This is a genomic window from Pseudomonas sp. MF6396 (assembly GCF_002018915.1).
Classification (GTDB): Bacteria; Pseudomonadota; Gammaproteobacteria; order Pseudomonadales; family Pseudomonadaceae; genus Aquipseudomonas; species Aquipseudomonas palmensis.
In genome coordinates this window covers 201,270-216,491 of the sequence record NZ_MVOK01000005.1, presented here as the reverse complement: position 1 = coordinate 216,491, position 15,222 = coordinate 201,270, and the positions used below count along the sequence as shown (strand labels likewise).

Annotated in this window: 12 protein-coding genes; 3 read left to right on the top strand and 9 right to left on the bottom strand. The window is 65.6% G+C overall.

The features are described 5' to 3' along the window. Positions 1-134: 134 nt before the first annotated feature. Complete coding sequence (gene pmbA, locus MF6396_RS07080) at positions 135-1,481, bottom strand: metalloprotease PmbA (protein ID WP_043862468.1); 1,347 nt, start codon at positions 1,479-1,481, stop codon at positions 135-137. A 108-nt stretch (positions 1,482-1,589) separates the two neighbouring features. Here pmbA and yjgA point away from each other — a divergent pair, with 108 nt between their 5' ends. Further along, positions 1,590-2,111 (top strand): ribosome biogenesis factor YjgA, encoded by a 522-nt coding sequence (yjgA, locus tag MF6396_RS07075; protein WP_043862469.1) that lies wholly within the window; start codon positions 1,590-1,592, stop codon positions 2,109-2,111. Between the two features lie 42 nt (positions 2,112-2,153). On the opposite strand, the gene tldD is transcribed toward yjgA, so the two are convergent. From tldD to mreB, 8 genes are all read right to left on the bottom strand, one after another. Next, positions 2,154-3,593: a metalloprotease TldD gene (gene tldD / locus MF6396_RS07070; protein WP_043862470.1), complete on the bottom strand. Its 1,440-nt coding sequence runs from the start codon at positions 3,591-3,593 to the stop codon at positions 2,154-2,156. A gap of 2 nt (positions 3,594-3,595) precedes the next feature. Next, on the bottom strand, positions 3,596-4,447 hold the full coding sequence (locus MF6396_RS07065; RefSeq protein ID WP_054916383.1) for a carbon-nitrogen hydrolase family protein: 852 nt from the start codon (positions 4,445-4,447) through the stop codon (positions 3,596-3,598). 9 nt (positions 4,448-4,456) lie between these two features. Then, positions 4,457-8,272 (bottom strand): YhdP family protein, encoded by a 3,816-nt coding sequence (locus tag MF6396_RS07060; protein ID WP_078479970.1) that lies wholly within the window; start codon positions 8,270-8,272, stop codon positions 4,457-4,459. A gap of 79 nt (positions 8,273-8,351) precedes the next feature. Then, positions 8,352-9,809, bottom strand: coding sequence for a ribonuclease G (gene rng, locus MF6396_RS07055; protein ID WP_043862473.1), 1,458 nt, complete (start codon positions 9,807-9,809; stop codon positions 8,352-8,354). Between the two features lie 88 nt (positions 9,810-9,897). After that, a complete protein-coding gene (locus MF6396_RS07050; RefSeq protein WP_043862474.1) occupies positions 9,898-10,503 on the bottom strand; it encodes a Maf family protein in 606 nt (201 codons plus the stop codon). Between the two features lie 37 nt (positions 10,504-10,540). Beyond that, a complete protein-coding gene (gene mreD, locus MF6396_RS07045; protein ID WP_043862475.1) occupies positions 10,541-11,029 on the bottom strand; it encodes a rod shape-determining protein MreD in 489 nt (162 codons plus the stop codon). Continuing rightward, positions 11,029-12,018 (bottom strand): rod shape-determining protein MreC, encoded by a 990-nt coding sequence (mreC, locus tag MF6396_RS07040; RefSeq protein WP_235593716.1) that lies wholly within the window; start codon positions 12,016-12,018, stop codon positions 11,029-11,031. Before mreC ends, mreD begins: the two co-directional genes overlap by 1 nt. A gap of 205 nt (positions 12,019-12,223) precedes the next feature. Next, positions 12,224-13,261: a rod shape-determining protein MreB gene (gene mreB / locus MF6396_RS07035; RefSeq protein WP_008371426.1), complete on the bottom strand. Its 1,038-nt coding sequence runs from the start codon at positions 13,259-13,261 to the stop codon at positions 12,224-12,226. Positions 13,262-13,466: 205 nt separating this feature from the next. Here mreB and gatC point away from each other — a divergent pair, with 205 nt between their 5' ends. Then, the gene (gene gatC, locus MF6396_RS07030; protein ID WP_043862477.1) at positions 13,467-13,754 is read left to right on the top strand and encodes an Asp-tRNA(Asn)/Glu-tRNA(Gln) amidotransferase subunit GatC; all 288 of its coding nucleotides are present in this window, start codon (positions 13,467-13,469) and stop codon (positions 13,752-13,754) included. A gap of 16 nt (positions 13,755-13,770) precedes the next feature. Then, positions 13,771-15,222 (top strand): Asp-tRNA(Asn)/Glu-tRNA(Gln) amidotransferase subunit GatA, encoded by a 1,452-nt coding sequence (gene gatA, locus MF6396_RS07025; protein ID WP_043862478.1) that lies wholly within the window; start codon positions 13,771-13,773, stop codon positions 15,220-15,222.

Sequence of the window (15,222 nt, the reverse complement as noted above, 5' to 3'; positions counted from 1 at the left end):
CAGAATCAGTTCAAGTGCGACCAAAGGCGAAAAGCAAAAAGCCCGGCACGGGGCCGGGCTTCGATGTGTAACCTGAGGTGGCCCCCTCGCCGGCAACGCCGGCGCCTACGGGGACCGCGCACAGGCCGGCGGTGTCAGCTGCCGGCGACCGTCATGCGCTCGATCAGCACCGAGCCTGTGTGAATATTGCTACGGGTTTCAAGATCGTTGCCGATAGCGACAATCTGCTGGAACATGTCCTTCATGTTGCCGGCAATCGTGACTTCCTGAACCGCAAACTGGATCTCGCCGTTCTCCACCCAGTACCCCGCTGCCCCGCGCGAATAGTCACCGGTCACCATGTTCAAGCCATGCCCCATCAGCTCGGTCACCAGTAACCCGCGCCCCATGCGGCGCAGCAATGCAGCCTGATCTTCGACCCCATGCGTCACGAACAGGTTGTGCACGCCACCGGCGTTGGCGGTGCTTGGCAGCCCCAGCTTGCGTCCGGAATAGGTGCTCAGCACATACGACACCAGCTCGCCATTTTCGACGAACGGCTTGGCATAGGTCGCCAGGCCGTCCCCATCGAACGAGGCACTGCCCAGGGCACGCTGCAGGTGCGGCCGCTCGTCCAGGGTCAGCCAGCTGGGGAACAGGCGCTGGCCCATGCAGCCTTCCAGAAACGACGACTTGCGGTACAGGTTGCCGCCGGAAATCGCCGACAGGAAACTGCCGAACAACCCGCCGGCAAGCTCCGCCGAGAACAGCACCGGTACCTCGCAGGTCGGCACCGGACGTGCGCCCAGGCGCGCCGCCGCACGCTGCGCAGCGCGACGTCCGATACTCTGCGGATCGGCCAGCAGCTCGCCCTGGCGGTTCACGTCATACCAGTAGTCACGCTGCATCTGCCCATCACCTTCGGCGATCATCACGCAGCTCAGGCTGTGGCGGGTGGAGGCGTAGCCACCGATGAAGCCGTGGCTGTTGCCGTACACCCGGCATCCCTGGTGGGTGCTGAGTGTGGTGCCATCGGCGTTCTTGATGCGGGCATCGGTGTCGAACGCCGCGGCTTCGCAGGCCAGGGCCTTTTCGATGGCCTGCTCGGGGGTGATGTCCCAGGCGTGATAGAGGTCGAAGTCCTGCAGGTCACGGGCCATCAGGGCCGGGTCGGCCAGGCCCGAGCATTCGTCCTCGGAGGTGTGCTTGGCAATGGCCAGGGCCGCCGCCACGGTTTCGCGGATGGCATCGCTGCCACTGGCCGAGGTGCTTGCCGAGCCCTTGCGCTGGCCCACATACAGGGTGATGCCGAAGCCCTGGTCGCGGTTGAACTCCACCGTCTCCACCTCGCGCTGGCGCACCGAGGTCGACAGCCCCTGCTCCAGCGATACGGCCACTTCGCAGGCGCTGGCGCCCTGGCGCCGGGCTTCGGCGATGATCTGTTCGACCTGTTCCTGCAACGCCGGCAGGGCCTGCGGACCTACGCTCTGGACTGCACTCATGGTTTTCTCCACTCAAATTCTGCGTTCGGCTCGGGTCAATCTACGACCGGACCGGACAAGCGGCCCCCGACTGGTTATCATGGCGGCGATTCTCAGCGGACTGCCCCCATGGTTGATTCTTACGACACCGCCTTCGACGGCGAAAAAAGCAAAACCCAAATCAAGCGCGAGATGCAGGCGCTGGTTGATATGGGCGAGCGCCTTACTACGCTCAAGCCCGATATCCTGGCCAAACTGCCCTTGACCGACGAACTGCGCGCGGCCCTGGAAGAGCACAAGCGGCACACCGCGAACGAAGCCAAGCGCCGTCACAAGTCGTTCATCGGCAAGCTGATGCGCGACCAGGACATCGACGCGATCCTCGCGCTGCTCGACCAGCTCGACGCCTCTTCGCGCCAGTACAACGAACGCTTCCACAACCTCGAACGCTGGCGCGACCGGCTGATCGGCGGCACCGACGACGTACTGGAGAAGTTCGTCCAGGAATACCCGGACGCCGATCGCCAGCAGCTGCGCTCGCTGATCCGCCAGGCCCAGCACGAGCTGGCGCGCAACAAGGCGCCCACCGCCAGCCGCAAGATCTTCAAGTACATCCGCGACCTCGACGAAATCCAGCGCGGCCTGCGCTGATTCTCGCCACCGGGCAGGCACCCTGCCCGCCCGGTTTCATGCTCATGCGCCCGTGCCACCCACGGTGATCGCATCGATCTTCAGGGTCGGCTGGCCAACGCCCACCGGCACCGACTGCCCATCCTTGCCACAGGTGCCCACACCACTGTCCAGCGACAGGTCGTTGCCGACCATCGACACCCGGCTCATGGCCTCGGGGCCGTTGCCGATCAGCGTCGCACCCTTGACCGGCGCGGTGATCTTGCCGTCTTCGATCAGGTACGCCTCGCTGGTGGAGAACACGAACTTGCCGCTGGTGATGTCCACCTGGCCACCGCCGAGGTTGGCGCAGTAGATGCCACGCTTGACCGAGGCGATGATCTCCGCCGGGTCGCTTTCGCCGGCGCGCATGTAGGTGTTGGTCATGCGTGGCATCGGCAGGTGCGCATACGACTCGCGCCGCCCGTTGCCGGTGACTGCCATGCCCATCAGGCGGGCATTGAGCTTGTCCTGCATGTAGCCCTTGAGAATGCCGTTCTCGATCAGTGTGGTGCATTCGGTCGGGGTGCCTTCGTCATCCACGCTCAACGAACCGCGGCGCCCTTCGAGGGTGCCGTCGTCGACGATGGTGCACAGGCTGGACGCGACCTTCTCGCCCAGGTGGCCACTGTAGGCCGAGCTGCCCTTGCGGTTGAAATCGCCCTCCAGGCCATGCCCGACCGCCTCGTGCAGCAGCACACCGGACCACCCGGCGCCCATCACCACCGGCAAGGTGCCGGCCGGTGCCGGAATGGCCTCGAGGTTGACCAGTGCCTGGCGCAGCGCCTCGCGGGCAAAACCCATCACCCGCTCGTCGGTGAAGTAGCGGTAGTCGGTGCGCCCGCCGCCGCCATGCCCGCCACGTTCGCGACGGCCATTCTGCTCGACGATCACACTGACGTTGAAGCGCACCAGCGGCCGCACGTCGGCCGCCAGGCTGCCATCGGCAGCGGCCACCAGAATGCGCTCCCACACCCCGGCCATGCTAACGCTGACCTGCTGGATACGCGGGTCCAGGGCACGCGTGGCCACGTCGACACGCTTGAGCAGCTCGACCTTCTCGGCGCGGCTGAGCACATCCAGCGGGTTGCCCGGCGCATACAGCGCGGTCACGTCCTGGCTCTTGAAGGCCTGCACGCTGCCATTCTGACCGGCGCGGGAAATGGAGCGCGCGGCGCGTGCAGCGGAAGTCAGGGCTTCGAGGTTGATCGCGTTGCTGTAGGCAAAGCCGGTCTTTTCACCAGACTGGGCGCGTACCCCGACCCCCTGGTCGAGGTTGAAGCTGCCTTCCTTGACGATGCCGTCTTCAAGCGCCCAGGACTCTGAAATCTGGCCCTGGAAGTACAGGTCGGCGGCGTCGATTCCCGGCCCGGCCAACTCGCCCAGCACCGATTGCAGGCTGTCGAGGGTCAGGCCGCCCGGCGCCAGCAGGTGATCGCTGACAGTGGATAACAACTCGCTCATAGTCACTCCGAGGTGTGCGCAGGCCGCAATGCGTCCTGCGAAAAAAAGCGCCGGTGCGAGGCCACCGGCATCCGCGCCCGAATGGACGCCTGTTCGCTGCTATCGCGGGGCGCCAGCAGCACCGCTTCACCGCTGGCCTGCTGGGCAACGATACGCCCCCAGGGGTCGACGATGGCGGCATGGCCATGGGTTTCCCGTGGCCCCGGATGCGTGCCGCCCTGGGCGGCCGCCAATACGTAACACTGTGTCTCTATGGCCCTGGCGCGAATCAGCACGTCCCAATGGGCCGCACCGGTTACTGCAGTAAAGGCTGCCGGTGCACTGATCAGTTCGGCTCCGGCCGCACGCAGCGCGCTGTACAGCTCGGGAAAGCGCAGGTCGTAGCACACGCTCAGGCCCAGGCGCCCCACCGGGGTATCGGCCACCACCACCCGCGCGCCGTGGGCATAATCGTCCGACTCGCGGTAGCGCCCACGGTTGTCGGCCACATCCACATCGAACAGATGCAATTTGTCGTAGCGGGCCACCTGCTCGCCGTGCTCGTCGACCAGCAGGGAGCAGGCATGGGCTTTGGCCTCGGGCCGGTCGAGCGGCGGCAGCGGCAAGGTGCCCGCTACAATCCATAACCTGAGGTCGCGGGCCGCCTGTTTCAACCATGGCAGGATCGGCCCCTCCCCCAGCGCCTCGGCCCGGCCGATGGCGGCACTGTCGCGCCGGCCCATGGCAGCGAAGTTTTCCGGCAGCACCGCCAGCCGCGCGCCCCCTTCGGCAGCCCGCTCCAGCAGGGCACGGGCCCGCGCCAGGTTGCCCGGCACATCGTCCTGGCTGACCATCTGAATAACCGCTGACGTCATGTCCATGTTCTAGCGCGACTTCTCGAAAGGTTTGATAAAGCTAATCTTAGGCTCTTTCCACGGGCCCTCGACGCGGTAATGCACACTGGCATAGCCCGCCACCCGATCCCCCAGCAGCCGGTCCACCAGGAACAGCGCCCCGCCCACCGCTGGCGCGCCCACGATCAGCGCCGCCAAGGGCAGGTTGTTGGTCACCGGCAAGGTCACCTGCAAGGTCGCATCGACCCGGTCCCGAACCATGTCCAGGGTACCATCGAGCTCGAGGTTGCTGGACGGGCCGGTCAGGGTGATCGGCTCGCGCGTCACATACACCCCCTCGCTTGCCACCAGCAGGCCCTTGACCCGGTCGTAGCTCAGGCCCTTGTCGAGCAGGTCGGAGAAGTCCAGGCGCAGGCGCCGGCCGATCGAGTTGAAATTGAGCAGACCGAACACGCGCAACGCCTGCGCCCCGCCTTCCACTTCGACGAACTGCCCCTTGCGCAGCAAGGCATCGAGGTTGCCGGAGAAGTGCTTGAGGCTGACCCAGGCCGGCGACCCCTGCCAGCGTCCGTCCACGTCCAGGCGGAAGTCGCGGCTGGTCACCGTCGGCGCGAAGCCCCAGGCGGTCAGCACATCGGCCAGGTTCTTGCCTTCCAGGCGCCCCTTGTACCAGCTGTCGCTGCGCCCCGGCGTGCCTTCCCAGGTGGCGGTGCCATCGATCGCCAGGCCCTTGAGGTTCAGGTCCAGGTCGTTCAGGGCCACGCCCTTGGAGGTGGGACGGGTTTTCAGCGCGACGCTGCCGAGCAGATCATCGCCAAGGAACAGCCTGCCGATGCTCAGGTCGATCGCCGGGATCTTGCGCGGGTCGACATCGGCCAGCGGGTCCGGTCCGTCCACTGCGCTGGCGTCGGCCGGGTCGGACGGCGGCAGGTGGAGGGTCGGCAGGTTGATCACGATCGGGGCGCCCTTGGCATCGGGCAGGCGGGCCGTGCCGATGACCTCCTTGCTGTCCAGGCGCAGGTTCCAGAAGTTGCTCCCGCGGTCCAGGCGTACCACTGCCTGGTTGAGGGTCTGGCCAAAGCCCTTGAGCTGGCCGATGCTCACGTCCACGCTGTTGAGCACCTGCCGGGCATTGCCGCCCGGATCGTCACCGGCCATCTGCTCGAACTGCTTCTGCCAGGGCTCAATGTCCAGCTGGGCGAGTCGGCCACGCACCCGCAGGCCCTGACCGGCCGGCAGTTGCGCCGTGCCGTTGCCCAGCAGCAGCTCACCGCGCCCCTGGCCGAGCTTGCCGGCAGGCGCGGCATAGGCCAGCCTGGCGACGTCGGCGTAGGCCACATCGAAGCGCTGTTGCGGCCCTTGCAGGTTCATCTTGAACTGCGTGGCCCGGGTTTCGCTGACCGCCTTGCCGAACGGCGCCGGCAGGTCCACTTTCAGGCCCTTGAGGGTAGAGTCGATGCTCAGCTGGTTTTCGCGGCTACCGACACTGACCTGCAACTGGTAGGGGATTTCTCCGGAGGCTGGCAAGGGCTGGGTGAATTTCAGCCAGTCGGTCAGCGCCTTCAAGGCGATCTGGCCCTTGGCGGCGATACGGGTCTGCAATTGCCCAGGCTGCCCCTCGGCAAAGATCTGTGCGCTGATGGGCTTGTCGAAGGCGCGCGCGGTGATGTTCTGGCCGCTGAGCCCCTTGTCGAAGTCGAAGCGGAAAGTGCCGTTCAACTGGCTCAGCTCCAGCGGCGGTTCACTCAGCTTCAGGCGCGCCTGTTCGGTGCTGAAATCCACCAGCACCTTGGGCTGCTGGCCGTGCTCCAGGGGGATATCGAGCTTGAGCTTGCCCTGCAGCGGGCCCTCGCCTTCCCAGCCGGCGAAGGTCGGGCCGGTACCGATCGGCGCGTCCTGCAGGATCTTCACCCCGTCGGCCAGGCGCCCGTCGAACTCTCCGTCCAGGTACAGGTGGGTATGCTCGCCTTCGTTCACATGGGGAATGTTCACGTCCACATTGCGCACCCGGGTGCCGAGCAACTGGCCGCTGCGCGCCTTGACCCGCACACCGGTGTCCTCGATGAACACGTCGCCATCGACCTTGCTCACGTGGGGCCAGCCGGGCTGGAAGTCCAGCTCGGCGTCATGCACCTTGAAGAACAGGCTGATGCTGCGCGACTCGGGGGTCGCGCCGTGGTGCAGCGAGCCCTGGTACTGGAAATAGCCTTCATCCACCGCGCCCTTGAGGATTGCGGTGCGCAACCAGTGATCCAGCGCAGGGCTGAGCACTTCGGGCAGGTACTTGGCGGTGTAGCGGCCATCGCCGTCGACCAGGCCCACACGCAGGTCCATGTAGTCTTCGCGTGCATCGTCGAACAGCAGCCGGATCAGGAAGTCGCCGGCAATCCTGCCCTCGTCACCCAGCACCTTCAGGTACGGCGCAACCAGGGTGAAACCCTCGGAGTCCAGTCGCCAGGTCAGGCGTGCATTGGCCTTCAGGTAATGCCAGGGGTCGGCGAAGATCGGCGTCAGGTGCAGCATGAACTTGTCGGTGTCCAGGCGCAGCTCGCCCTGGCCCAGGTCGCCGCTGATGCTGCCGCTGACATTCCCGGCAGCCGGGGCGCCGTGGTAGGCATTGAAGCCGACGCGGTCCAGGTTGGCTGCAAAGCTCAGGCGCTGATCGCCTTCGGCCCTGGGCCGCACGTCCAGGCGCACATTGCGCAGGCCGCCGGTGACCTTGAGGCCCTCGACCACGGCCATGCCCGCCTCCGGCAGCGGCGCGAGCGCCTGAATCAGCGGGGTCAGCGGGGTCAAATCGAGGCGGTCGGCCTGGATTGCCCACACTTCATCGGCCGGCTCGGTGGCGGCGCTCTGCCTGAGTTGAACGTGGGATTCCCAGCGGGTGTCGCCCAGGCTCATGGCCAGGGAATCGAGCACCACGTCAAAGCCCTTGTCGCTGCGCCTGAACCAGGCATTGAGCGCCAGGTTCTCGACCTTTACCGCCTTGCGACCGGCATGCGCACCCTTGAGCTGGGGCGCGTTGAGGCGCAGCGTCGCGGTCTGCAACTGGCCTTTGCCCCACCCTACCCAGGCCTCGCCACCGGCACGCAGTTCGCTGGCCGTGTACGGGCCCAGCAGCCGCGCCGGCACCCATTTGGCCCAGTCGCTCTGTGGCAGGCTGAGGTAGGCATCCACCGCACCGTCGCGCCACTGGTCGGCGCGCACGCGGCTGCGCAGGCTCAGGCTCATCGGCTGGCCGTCGGGCAGGGTCAGGCGCGCATCCAGGCGCTGGCGCACGCTGCCGGTCTGCAGCCCGAGGCTCACATAGGTCAGGGTCATCGGCTCATGCGCGAACGGCTCCAGAGTCACCTGGCTGTCGAGCACCGACACCTTCGCCACCACCTGGCTGCGTTCGAGCAACTGCTGTACATCCAGTGGCTGATCGTCCTGCACCGGCAGACCCTTGAGGCTCCAGTGACCGTTTTCATCTTCGTGCAGGTTCAGTTGCAGGCCGCCCAGTTCGACCTGGGCCAGGCGGACCTGGCGCTGCATCAGGCTGGCCCACAGGTCGGGCACCACCTTGACCTCGTCCAGGCGCAAGGCGCCGGCGCCTTCGCCCAGCTGCACGTCGCGCACGCGCAACACCGGCGCAAGGCCGCTCCAGCGGCCTTCCAGGGCACCGATATGCACCGGCATGCCCAGTGCGGCCTCGGCCTTCTGCTCCACCTCTGCGCGGTACTCGGCAACCAGTGGCACCAGCTCGCGGCCAAGGCTGACGTACAACGCCACCAGCACGGCAAGCAAGGCGCACAGGCCAAGCCCCCAACGGGTCAAGATGCCCAGAACGCGGATCAGACGCTCCATGGCAAGGGCTCCCCGTGTGGTCCGTTAACTATGGCCCGGTACGCGCAGTTTTCCAGCGCAGGGTAGGTTTCAACGCGAGTCAGAGCAGCACCACATCGTATTGTTCCTGGGAATACATGGACTCCACCTGGAAGCGGATGGTTCGCCCGATGAATGCCTCCAGCTCCGCCACGTTGCCCGATTCCTCGTCGAGCAGGCGGTCCACCACCTTCTGGTTGGCCAGCACCCGGTAGCCTTCGGCCTGGTAGGCGCGGGCCTCGCGCAGGATCTCGCGGAAAATTTCGTAACAGATGGTCTCAGGGGTCTTCAGCTTGCCGCGGCCCTGGCAACTGGCGCATGGTTCGCATAGCACCTGTTCAAGGCTTTCGCGGGTGCGCTTGCGGGTCATCTGCACCAGCCCAAGCTCGGTGATGCCGATGATGTTGGTCTTGGCGTGATCACGTTCCAGCTGTTTTTCCAGGGTACGCAGCACCTGGCGCTGGTGTTCTTCGTCTTCCATATCGATGAAGTCGATGATGATGATGCCGCCGATGTTGCGCAGGCGCAGCTGGCGGGCAATCGCCGTGGCAGCCTCCAGGTTGGTCTTGAAGATGGTCTCTTCGAGGTTGCGGTGGCCGACGAAGGCCCCGGTGTTGACGTCGATGGTGGTCATCGCCTCGGCCGGGTCGACCACCAGGTAGCCGCCGGACTTGAGCGGCACCTTGCGCTCCAGGGCGCGCTGGATCTCGTCCTCGACGCCATACAGGTCGAAGATCGGCCGCTCCCCCGGGTAATGCTCCAGGCGGTCGGCGATTTCCGGCATCAGCTCGGCGACGAACTGCGTGGTCTTCTGGAAGGTTTCCCGTGAATCGATGCGGATCTTCTCGATCTTGGGGTTGACCAGGTCGCGCAGGGTACGCAGGGCCAGGCCCAGGTCTTCGTAGATTTCGGTGGGTGCGCCAACGGTCTTGATCTGGGCCCCGATCTGGTCCCACAAGCGACGCAGGTAGCGGATGTCCATGACGATCTCGTCGGCGCCGGCGCCCTCGGCCGCGGTGCGCAGGATGAACCCGCCGGCGTCCTGGATGTTTTCCTGGGCGATGCAGTCGGTGACCACCTGCTTGAGCCGCTCGCGTTCGCCTTCGTCCTCGATCTTCAGCGAGATGCCCACATGGCTGGTACGCGGCATGTACACCAGATAGCGCGACGGGATCGACAGCTGGGTAGTCAGGCGTGCGCCCTTGGAGCCGATCGGGTCCTTGGTCACCTGCACCACCAGGCTCTGGCCTTCGTGCACCAGGGCACTGATGGTCTCGACACTGGCGCCTTCGCGCTGGGAGATTTCCGAGGCGTGGATGAACGCCGCGCGCTCCAGGCCGATGTCGACGAACGCCGCCTGCATGCCGGGCAGCACCCGCACCACCTTGCCCTTGTAGATGTTGCCGACGATGCCCCGCCGCTGGGTGCGCTCGACGTGCACCTCCTGAAGAACACCGTTCTCCACCACCGCCACGCGTGATTCCATCGGCGTGATATTGATCAGAATCTCTTCACTCATGGCAGGCTCTCGTCAAAGGTCTTCAGCTAATGATGGATTGCCCGGCGGTCGCTGGCGAGCAATTAAAGGGGTACGGGCAGTTCCTCGCTCAACGGGGCGGCAGGCCTTGCCAGCAGGGAATGGCAAATTGCTCCAGCAGCTCGGCGGTTTCGCTCAGCGGCAAGCCGACCACCGCCGAGTAGCTGCCCTGCAGCGCCTTGACGAAAATTGCCGCCAGGCCCTGGATCGCGTAGCTGCCGGCCTTGTCCTGCGGCTCGCCGCTGGCCCAGTAGGCCAGGGCCTGTTCGGGGCTGATGGGGCGCAGGCTGACGCGGCTGGCAACGTTCACGCTCAGGCAGCGCTCGCCATCGGTCACCGCCACTGCCGTCAGCACGTCGTGCTCGCGTCCGGACAATGCGGCCAGCATGGCCAGGGCGTCGGCCTGCCCCTGCGGCTTGCCGAGGATCTGCCCGTCGAGCACCACCGCAGTGTCGGCGCCCAGTACCGCCAGGTGCCCTTCCACGCCGCTGGCGCGCAACACCGCCAGGCCGGCAGCCGCCTTCTCGCGCGCCAGGCGCTCGACATAGGCGTCAGCCGGTTCGGCATCCAGAGGGGTTTCATCGATGCTGGCGGCCACCGGGGTGAACGGCACGCCGATCTGGGAGAGCAGCTCACGTCGGCGTGGCGAACCAGAGGCCAGGTACAGCGGGGTCATGTGACGTCTCCGTGTCAGCGTCGGTGGGCAACGCGAATCAGTTGATACTCAGGCGTCGGCGCAGGCCGCGCAAGGCGAAGCTGATCCAGGGCCACAGCAGCGCACTGATCACCGCCGGCCACACCAGCGCCAGGGTCGGCTGGCGGTTGCCGGTCAGGGCGCTGAGCCACAGCTGAACCAGCTGGGCCAGGCCGAAGATCACCAGAATCACCAGGCTCTGCTGCCACATGGGGAACATGCGCAGGCGCTGCTGCAGCGACAGCACCAGGAAGGTGATAAGCACCAGCACCAGGGCGTTCTGCCCCAGCAGCGTGCCGTACAGCACGTCCTCGGCAAGCCCCAGCACGAATGCGGTGGTCATGCCGACCTTGTGCGGCAGGTGCAGCGTCCAGAAGGCCAGCAGCAGGGCCAGCCACAGCGGACGGAAAATCTCCATGAACGGCAGCGTGGGCCACACGCTCAGCAGCAGGCCGATCAGGAAGGTCAACCAGACCACCCAACCGTTGCGGCTACGGGTACTGCTCATCAGTGTCTCTCCCGAGAAGTGGCCGGGGCGGCTGCAGGGGCAGCGGGCGCGGCGGCAGGAGCAGGTGCAGGGGTTGGCGCAGGCGTGCCCGGCGCAGCGGGTGTGGCAGGTGTGCCCGGCGCGGCAGCCGGCATGCTGCCATCGATCGGGCTCTGCGCCTGGCGATCAGCCGCTTCCTGAGCCTGCGCGGCATCGGCGGCGCGCTGTTCGGGGGTACGGCTGTCGGAAAACACCAGCAGCATGTAGCGGCTGCGGTTGAGCGCCGCGGTCGGCACCGCCCGCACGATGGCGAACGGCTGCCCGGAGTCGTGGATCACCTCGCGCACCGTGGCCACCGGGTAGCCGGCCGGGAAGCGCTGGCCCAGGCCGGAACTGACCAGCAGGTCGCCTTCCTTGATGTCGGCGGTGTCGGCCACGTGGCGCAGTTCCAGGCGTTCGGGATTGCCGGTGCCACTGGCAATCGCGCGCAGGCCGTTGCGGTTGACCTGCACCGGAATGCTGTGGGTGGTGTCGGTGAGCAGCAGCACCCGCGAGGTGTACGGCATCAGCTCGACCACCTGGCCCATCAGGCCACGGGCGTCGAGCACCGGCTGGCCCAGCACCACGCCGTCGCGTTCGCCCTTGTTGATCAGGATGCGGTGGGTAAATGGGTTGGGGTCGACGCCGATCAGCTCGGCCACCTCGACCTTCTCGTTGACCAGTGCCGAGGAGTTGAGCAACTCGCGCAGGCGCACGTTCTGCTCGGTCAGGGCCGCCAGCTTCTGCAGGCGACCTTGCAGCAGCAAGGCTTCGGTCTTGAGTTTCTCGTTCTCGGCGATCAGCTCGGTGCGGCTGCCGAACTGGCTGGCCACGCCCTGCCACATGCGTTGCGGGAAGTCGCTGATGGTATAGGAAGGCATCAGCACCAGCGCCATCTGGCTGCGCAGCGGCTTGAGCAAGGTAAAGCGGGCGTCCACCACCATCAGGGCGATAGACAGCACAACCAGCACAAGCAGGTGCACGCCCAGCGAAGGGCCTTTGGCGAAAAGCGGTTTAATAGGCCGCTCCTCGAAGATTCAGGGGGTCATTCATACGGCAACGCACCGGCCTGCTTGCAGGATGGATGGAAACGACGCCCACACGCGCCACCAGCACATACAGGTAGCACTGTGGGCGCTACCTGTAAACCGGGGGACGGGGTGGGCGGTCAGCAAATCACTCGCTGGAGAGCAGGTCCATGGTGTGTTTGTCCATCATCTCCAGCGCGCGACCGCCGCCACGGGCGACACAGGTCAGCGGGTCTTCGGCGACGATCACCGGCAGGCCGGTTTCCTGGGCCAGCAGCTTGTCCAGGTCGCGCAGTAGCGCACCACCACCGGTCAGCACCAGGCCGCGCTCGGCGATGTCCGAAGCCAGCTCCGGTGGCGATTGCTCCAGGGCGCTCTTGACCGCCTGCACGATGGTCGCCAGCGATTCCTGAAGGGCTTCGAGCACTTCGTTGGAGTTCAGGGTGAAGGCACGTGGCACGCCTTCGGCCAGGTTGCGGCCGCGTACGTCGACTTCACGCACTTCGCCGCCCGGGTAGGCAGTACCGATTTCCTGCTTGATACGCTCGGCAGTGGACTCGCCGATCAGGCTGCCGTAGTTGCGGCGCACGTAGGTGACGATGGCCTCGTCGAAACGGTCGCCACCCACACGCACGGATTCGGCGTACACCACACCATTGAGGGAGATCAGTGCGATTTCGGTGGTACCACCACCAATATCGACGACCATCGAACCACGGGCTTCCTCGACCGGCAGGCCGGCACCGATGGCGGCGGCCATTGGCTCTTCGATCAGGAACACTTCACGGGCACCGGCACCGAGGGCCGACTCGCGAATGGCGCGGCGCTCTACCTGGGTCGACTTGCACGGAACGCAGATCAGCACGCGAGGGCTGGGCTGCAGAAAACTGTTTTCGTGAACCTTGTTGATGAAGTACTGCAGCATTTTTTCGCAGACGCTGAAATCGGCGATCACGCCGTCCTTCATCGGACGAATGGCAGCGATATTGCCGGGCGTACGGCCGAGCATGCGCTTGGCCTCGGTGCCGACAGCGACGACACTTTTCTGGTTGCCGTGAGTACGAATGGCCACAACCGAAGGCTCATTCAGGACGATACCGCGCTCACGCACGTAAATAAGGGTGTTGGCAGTGCCCAGGTCGATGGAAAGATCGCTGGAAAACATGCCACGCAGTTTCTTGAACATGGGAAAGTGACCCTAGGCAACGCGTGGGTAAAAAAGTGCGGCAAACTCTAACAACGGCGGGGATTTTGGGCAAGGCGCCAATATGTTAAATTGGCAGTTTTTCCGAGCAAGCCAGCACACAATCGCGGCCTTATGACCGTAAATCTGCCAGCATGTTCCTCATTCGCGGACCAATTCCGTTTTTTGTTTTCCCCTGGAGATCCCCATGGCGCTTGAACGCTGCGACGTGGAAAAGATCGCTCACCTGGCCCGCCTGGGCCTCAATGAAGCCGATCTTCCGCGCACTACCGATGCCTTGAACAGTATTCTGGGTTTGGTCGACCAGATGCAAGCGGTCGACACCACTGGCATCGAGCCACTGGCCCACCCCCTTGAAGCCCGTCAGCGCCTGCGTGCCGACGTGGTAACAGAAAGTAACCAGAGAGACAGCTACCAGGCCATCGCCCCGGCGACCGAAAGCGGCCTGTACCTGGTTCCTAAAGTCATCGAGTAAGGGAATAGAGCCTGCCATGCATCAACTGACCCTGGCCGAGATCGCCCGCGGACTCGCCGACAAAGCCTTTTCTGCCGAAGAGCTGACCCGCACGCTGCTGGCGCGCATCCAGCAGCTCGACCCGCAAATCAACAGTTTCATCAGCGTCACCGAAGACCTGGCCCTGGACCAGGCGCGTGCCGCCGACGCCCGCCGTGCTGGCGGTGAAACCGGCGCCCTGCTGGGCGCCCCCATCGCCCACAAGGACCTGTTCTGCACCCAGGGCGTGCGCACCAGCTGCGGCTCGAAGATGCTCGACAACTTCGTCTCGCCGTATGACGCCACCGTGGTCAGCAAGCTGGCCGAGGCCGGCATGGTCACCCTGGGCAAGACCAACATGGACGAGTTCGCCATGGGTTCGGCCAACGAATCCAGCCACTACGGCGCGGTGAAGAACCCGTGGAACCTCGAACACGTGCCGGGCGGTTCGTCCGGCGGTTCGGCCGCTGCCGTGGCCGCGCGCCTGCTGCCGGCCACCACCGGCACCGACACCGGCGGTTCGATCCGCCAGCCGGCGGCGCTGACCAACCTCACCGGCCTCAAGCCGACCTACGGTCGCGTGTCGCGCTGGGGCATGATTGCCTACGCCTCCAGCCTCGACCAGGGTGGCCCGCTGGCGCGTACCGCCGAAGACTGCGCGCTGCTGCTGCAGGCCATGGCCGGTTTCGACGCCAAGGACTCCACCAGCATCGACGAACCGGTGCCCGATTACAGCGCCCCGCTCAACGCCTCGCTGCAGGGCCTGCGCATCGGCCTGCCGAAGGAATACTTCGGTGCCGGCCTGGACCCGCGCATCGCCGACCTGATCCAGGCCAGCGTCAAGGAGCTGGAAAAGCTCGGCGCGGTGGTCAAGCAGATCAGCCTGCCGAACATGCAGCACGCGATCCCTGCGTACTACGTCATCGCCCCGGCCGAAGCTTCGTCCAACCTCTCGCGTTTCGACGGCGTGCGCTTCGGCTACCGCTGCGAAGACCCCAAGGACCTCACCGACCTGTACAAGCGTTCGCGCGGTGAAGGCTTCGGCCCCGAGGTGCAGCGGCGCATCATGGTCGGCGCCTACGCGCTGTCGGCCGGCTACTACGATGCCTACTACCTGCAGGCGCAGAAGATTCGCCGCCTGATCAAGAACGACTTCATGGCCGCCTTCGAAGAGGTCGACGTGATTCTCGGCCCGACCACGCCCAACCCGGCCTGGAAGCTTGGCGCCAAGAACAGCGACCCGGTCGCCGCCTACCTGGAAGACGTCTACACCATCACCGCCAACCTCGCCGGCCTGCCAGGCCTGTCGATGCCGGCCGGTTTTGTCGACGGCCTGCCGGTCGGCGTGCAACTGCTGGCCCCGTATTTCCAGGAAGGCCGCCTGCTCAACGTCGCGCACCGCTATCAGCAAGTGACTGATTGGCACACCCGCGCACCTACCGGCTTCTGA

Coding starts and splice junctions, on each gene's coding strand:
- mreD (WP_043862475.1), bottom strand. CDS start 11,029: ATGAGCAGTACCCGTAGCCGCAACGGTTGGGTGGTCTGGTTGACCTTC.
- MF6396_RS07050 (WP_043862474.1), bottom strand. CDS start 10,503: ATGACCCCGCTGTACCTGGCCTCTGGTTCGCCACGCCGACGTGAGCTG.
- MF6396_RS07060 (WP_078479970.1), bottom strand. CDS start 8,272: ATGGAGCGTCTGATCCGCGTTCTGGGCATCTTGACCCGTTGGGGGCTT.
- gatA (WP_043862478.1), top strand. CDS start 13,771: ATGCATCAACTGACCCTGGCCGAGATCGCCCGCGGACTCGCCGACAAA.
- yjgA (WP_043862469.1), top strand. CDS start 1,590: ATGGTTGATTCTTACGACACCGCCTTCGACGGCGAAAAAAGCAAAACC.
- gatC (WP_043862477.1), top strand. CDS start 13,467: ATGGCGCTTGAACGCTGCGACGTGGAAAAGATCGCTCACCTGGCCCGC.
- rng (WP_043862473.1), bottom strand. CDS start 9,809: ATGAGTGAAGAGATTCTGATCAATATCACGCCGATGGAATCACGCGTG.
- tldD (WP_043862470.1), bottom strand. CDS start 3,593: ATGAGCGAGTTGTTATCCACTGTCAGCGATCACCTGCTGGCGCCGGGC.
- mreB (WP_008371426.1), bottom strand. CDS start 13,261: ATGTTCAAGAAACTGCGTGGCATGTTTTCCAGCGATCTTTCCATCGAC.
- pmbA (WP_043862468.1), bottom strand. CDS start 1,481: ATGAGTGCAGTCCAGAGCGTAGGTCCGCAGGCCCTGCCGGCGTTGCAG.
- MF6396_RS07065 (WP_054916383.1), bottom strand. CDS start 4,447: ATGACGTCAGCGGTTATTCAGATGGTCAGCCAGGACGATGTGCCGGGC.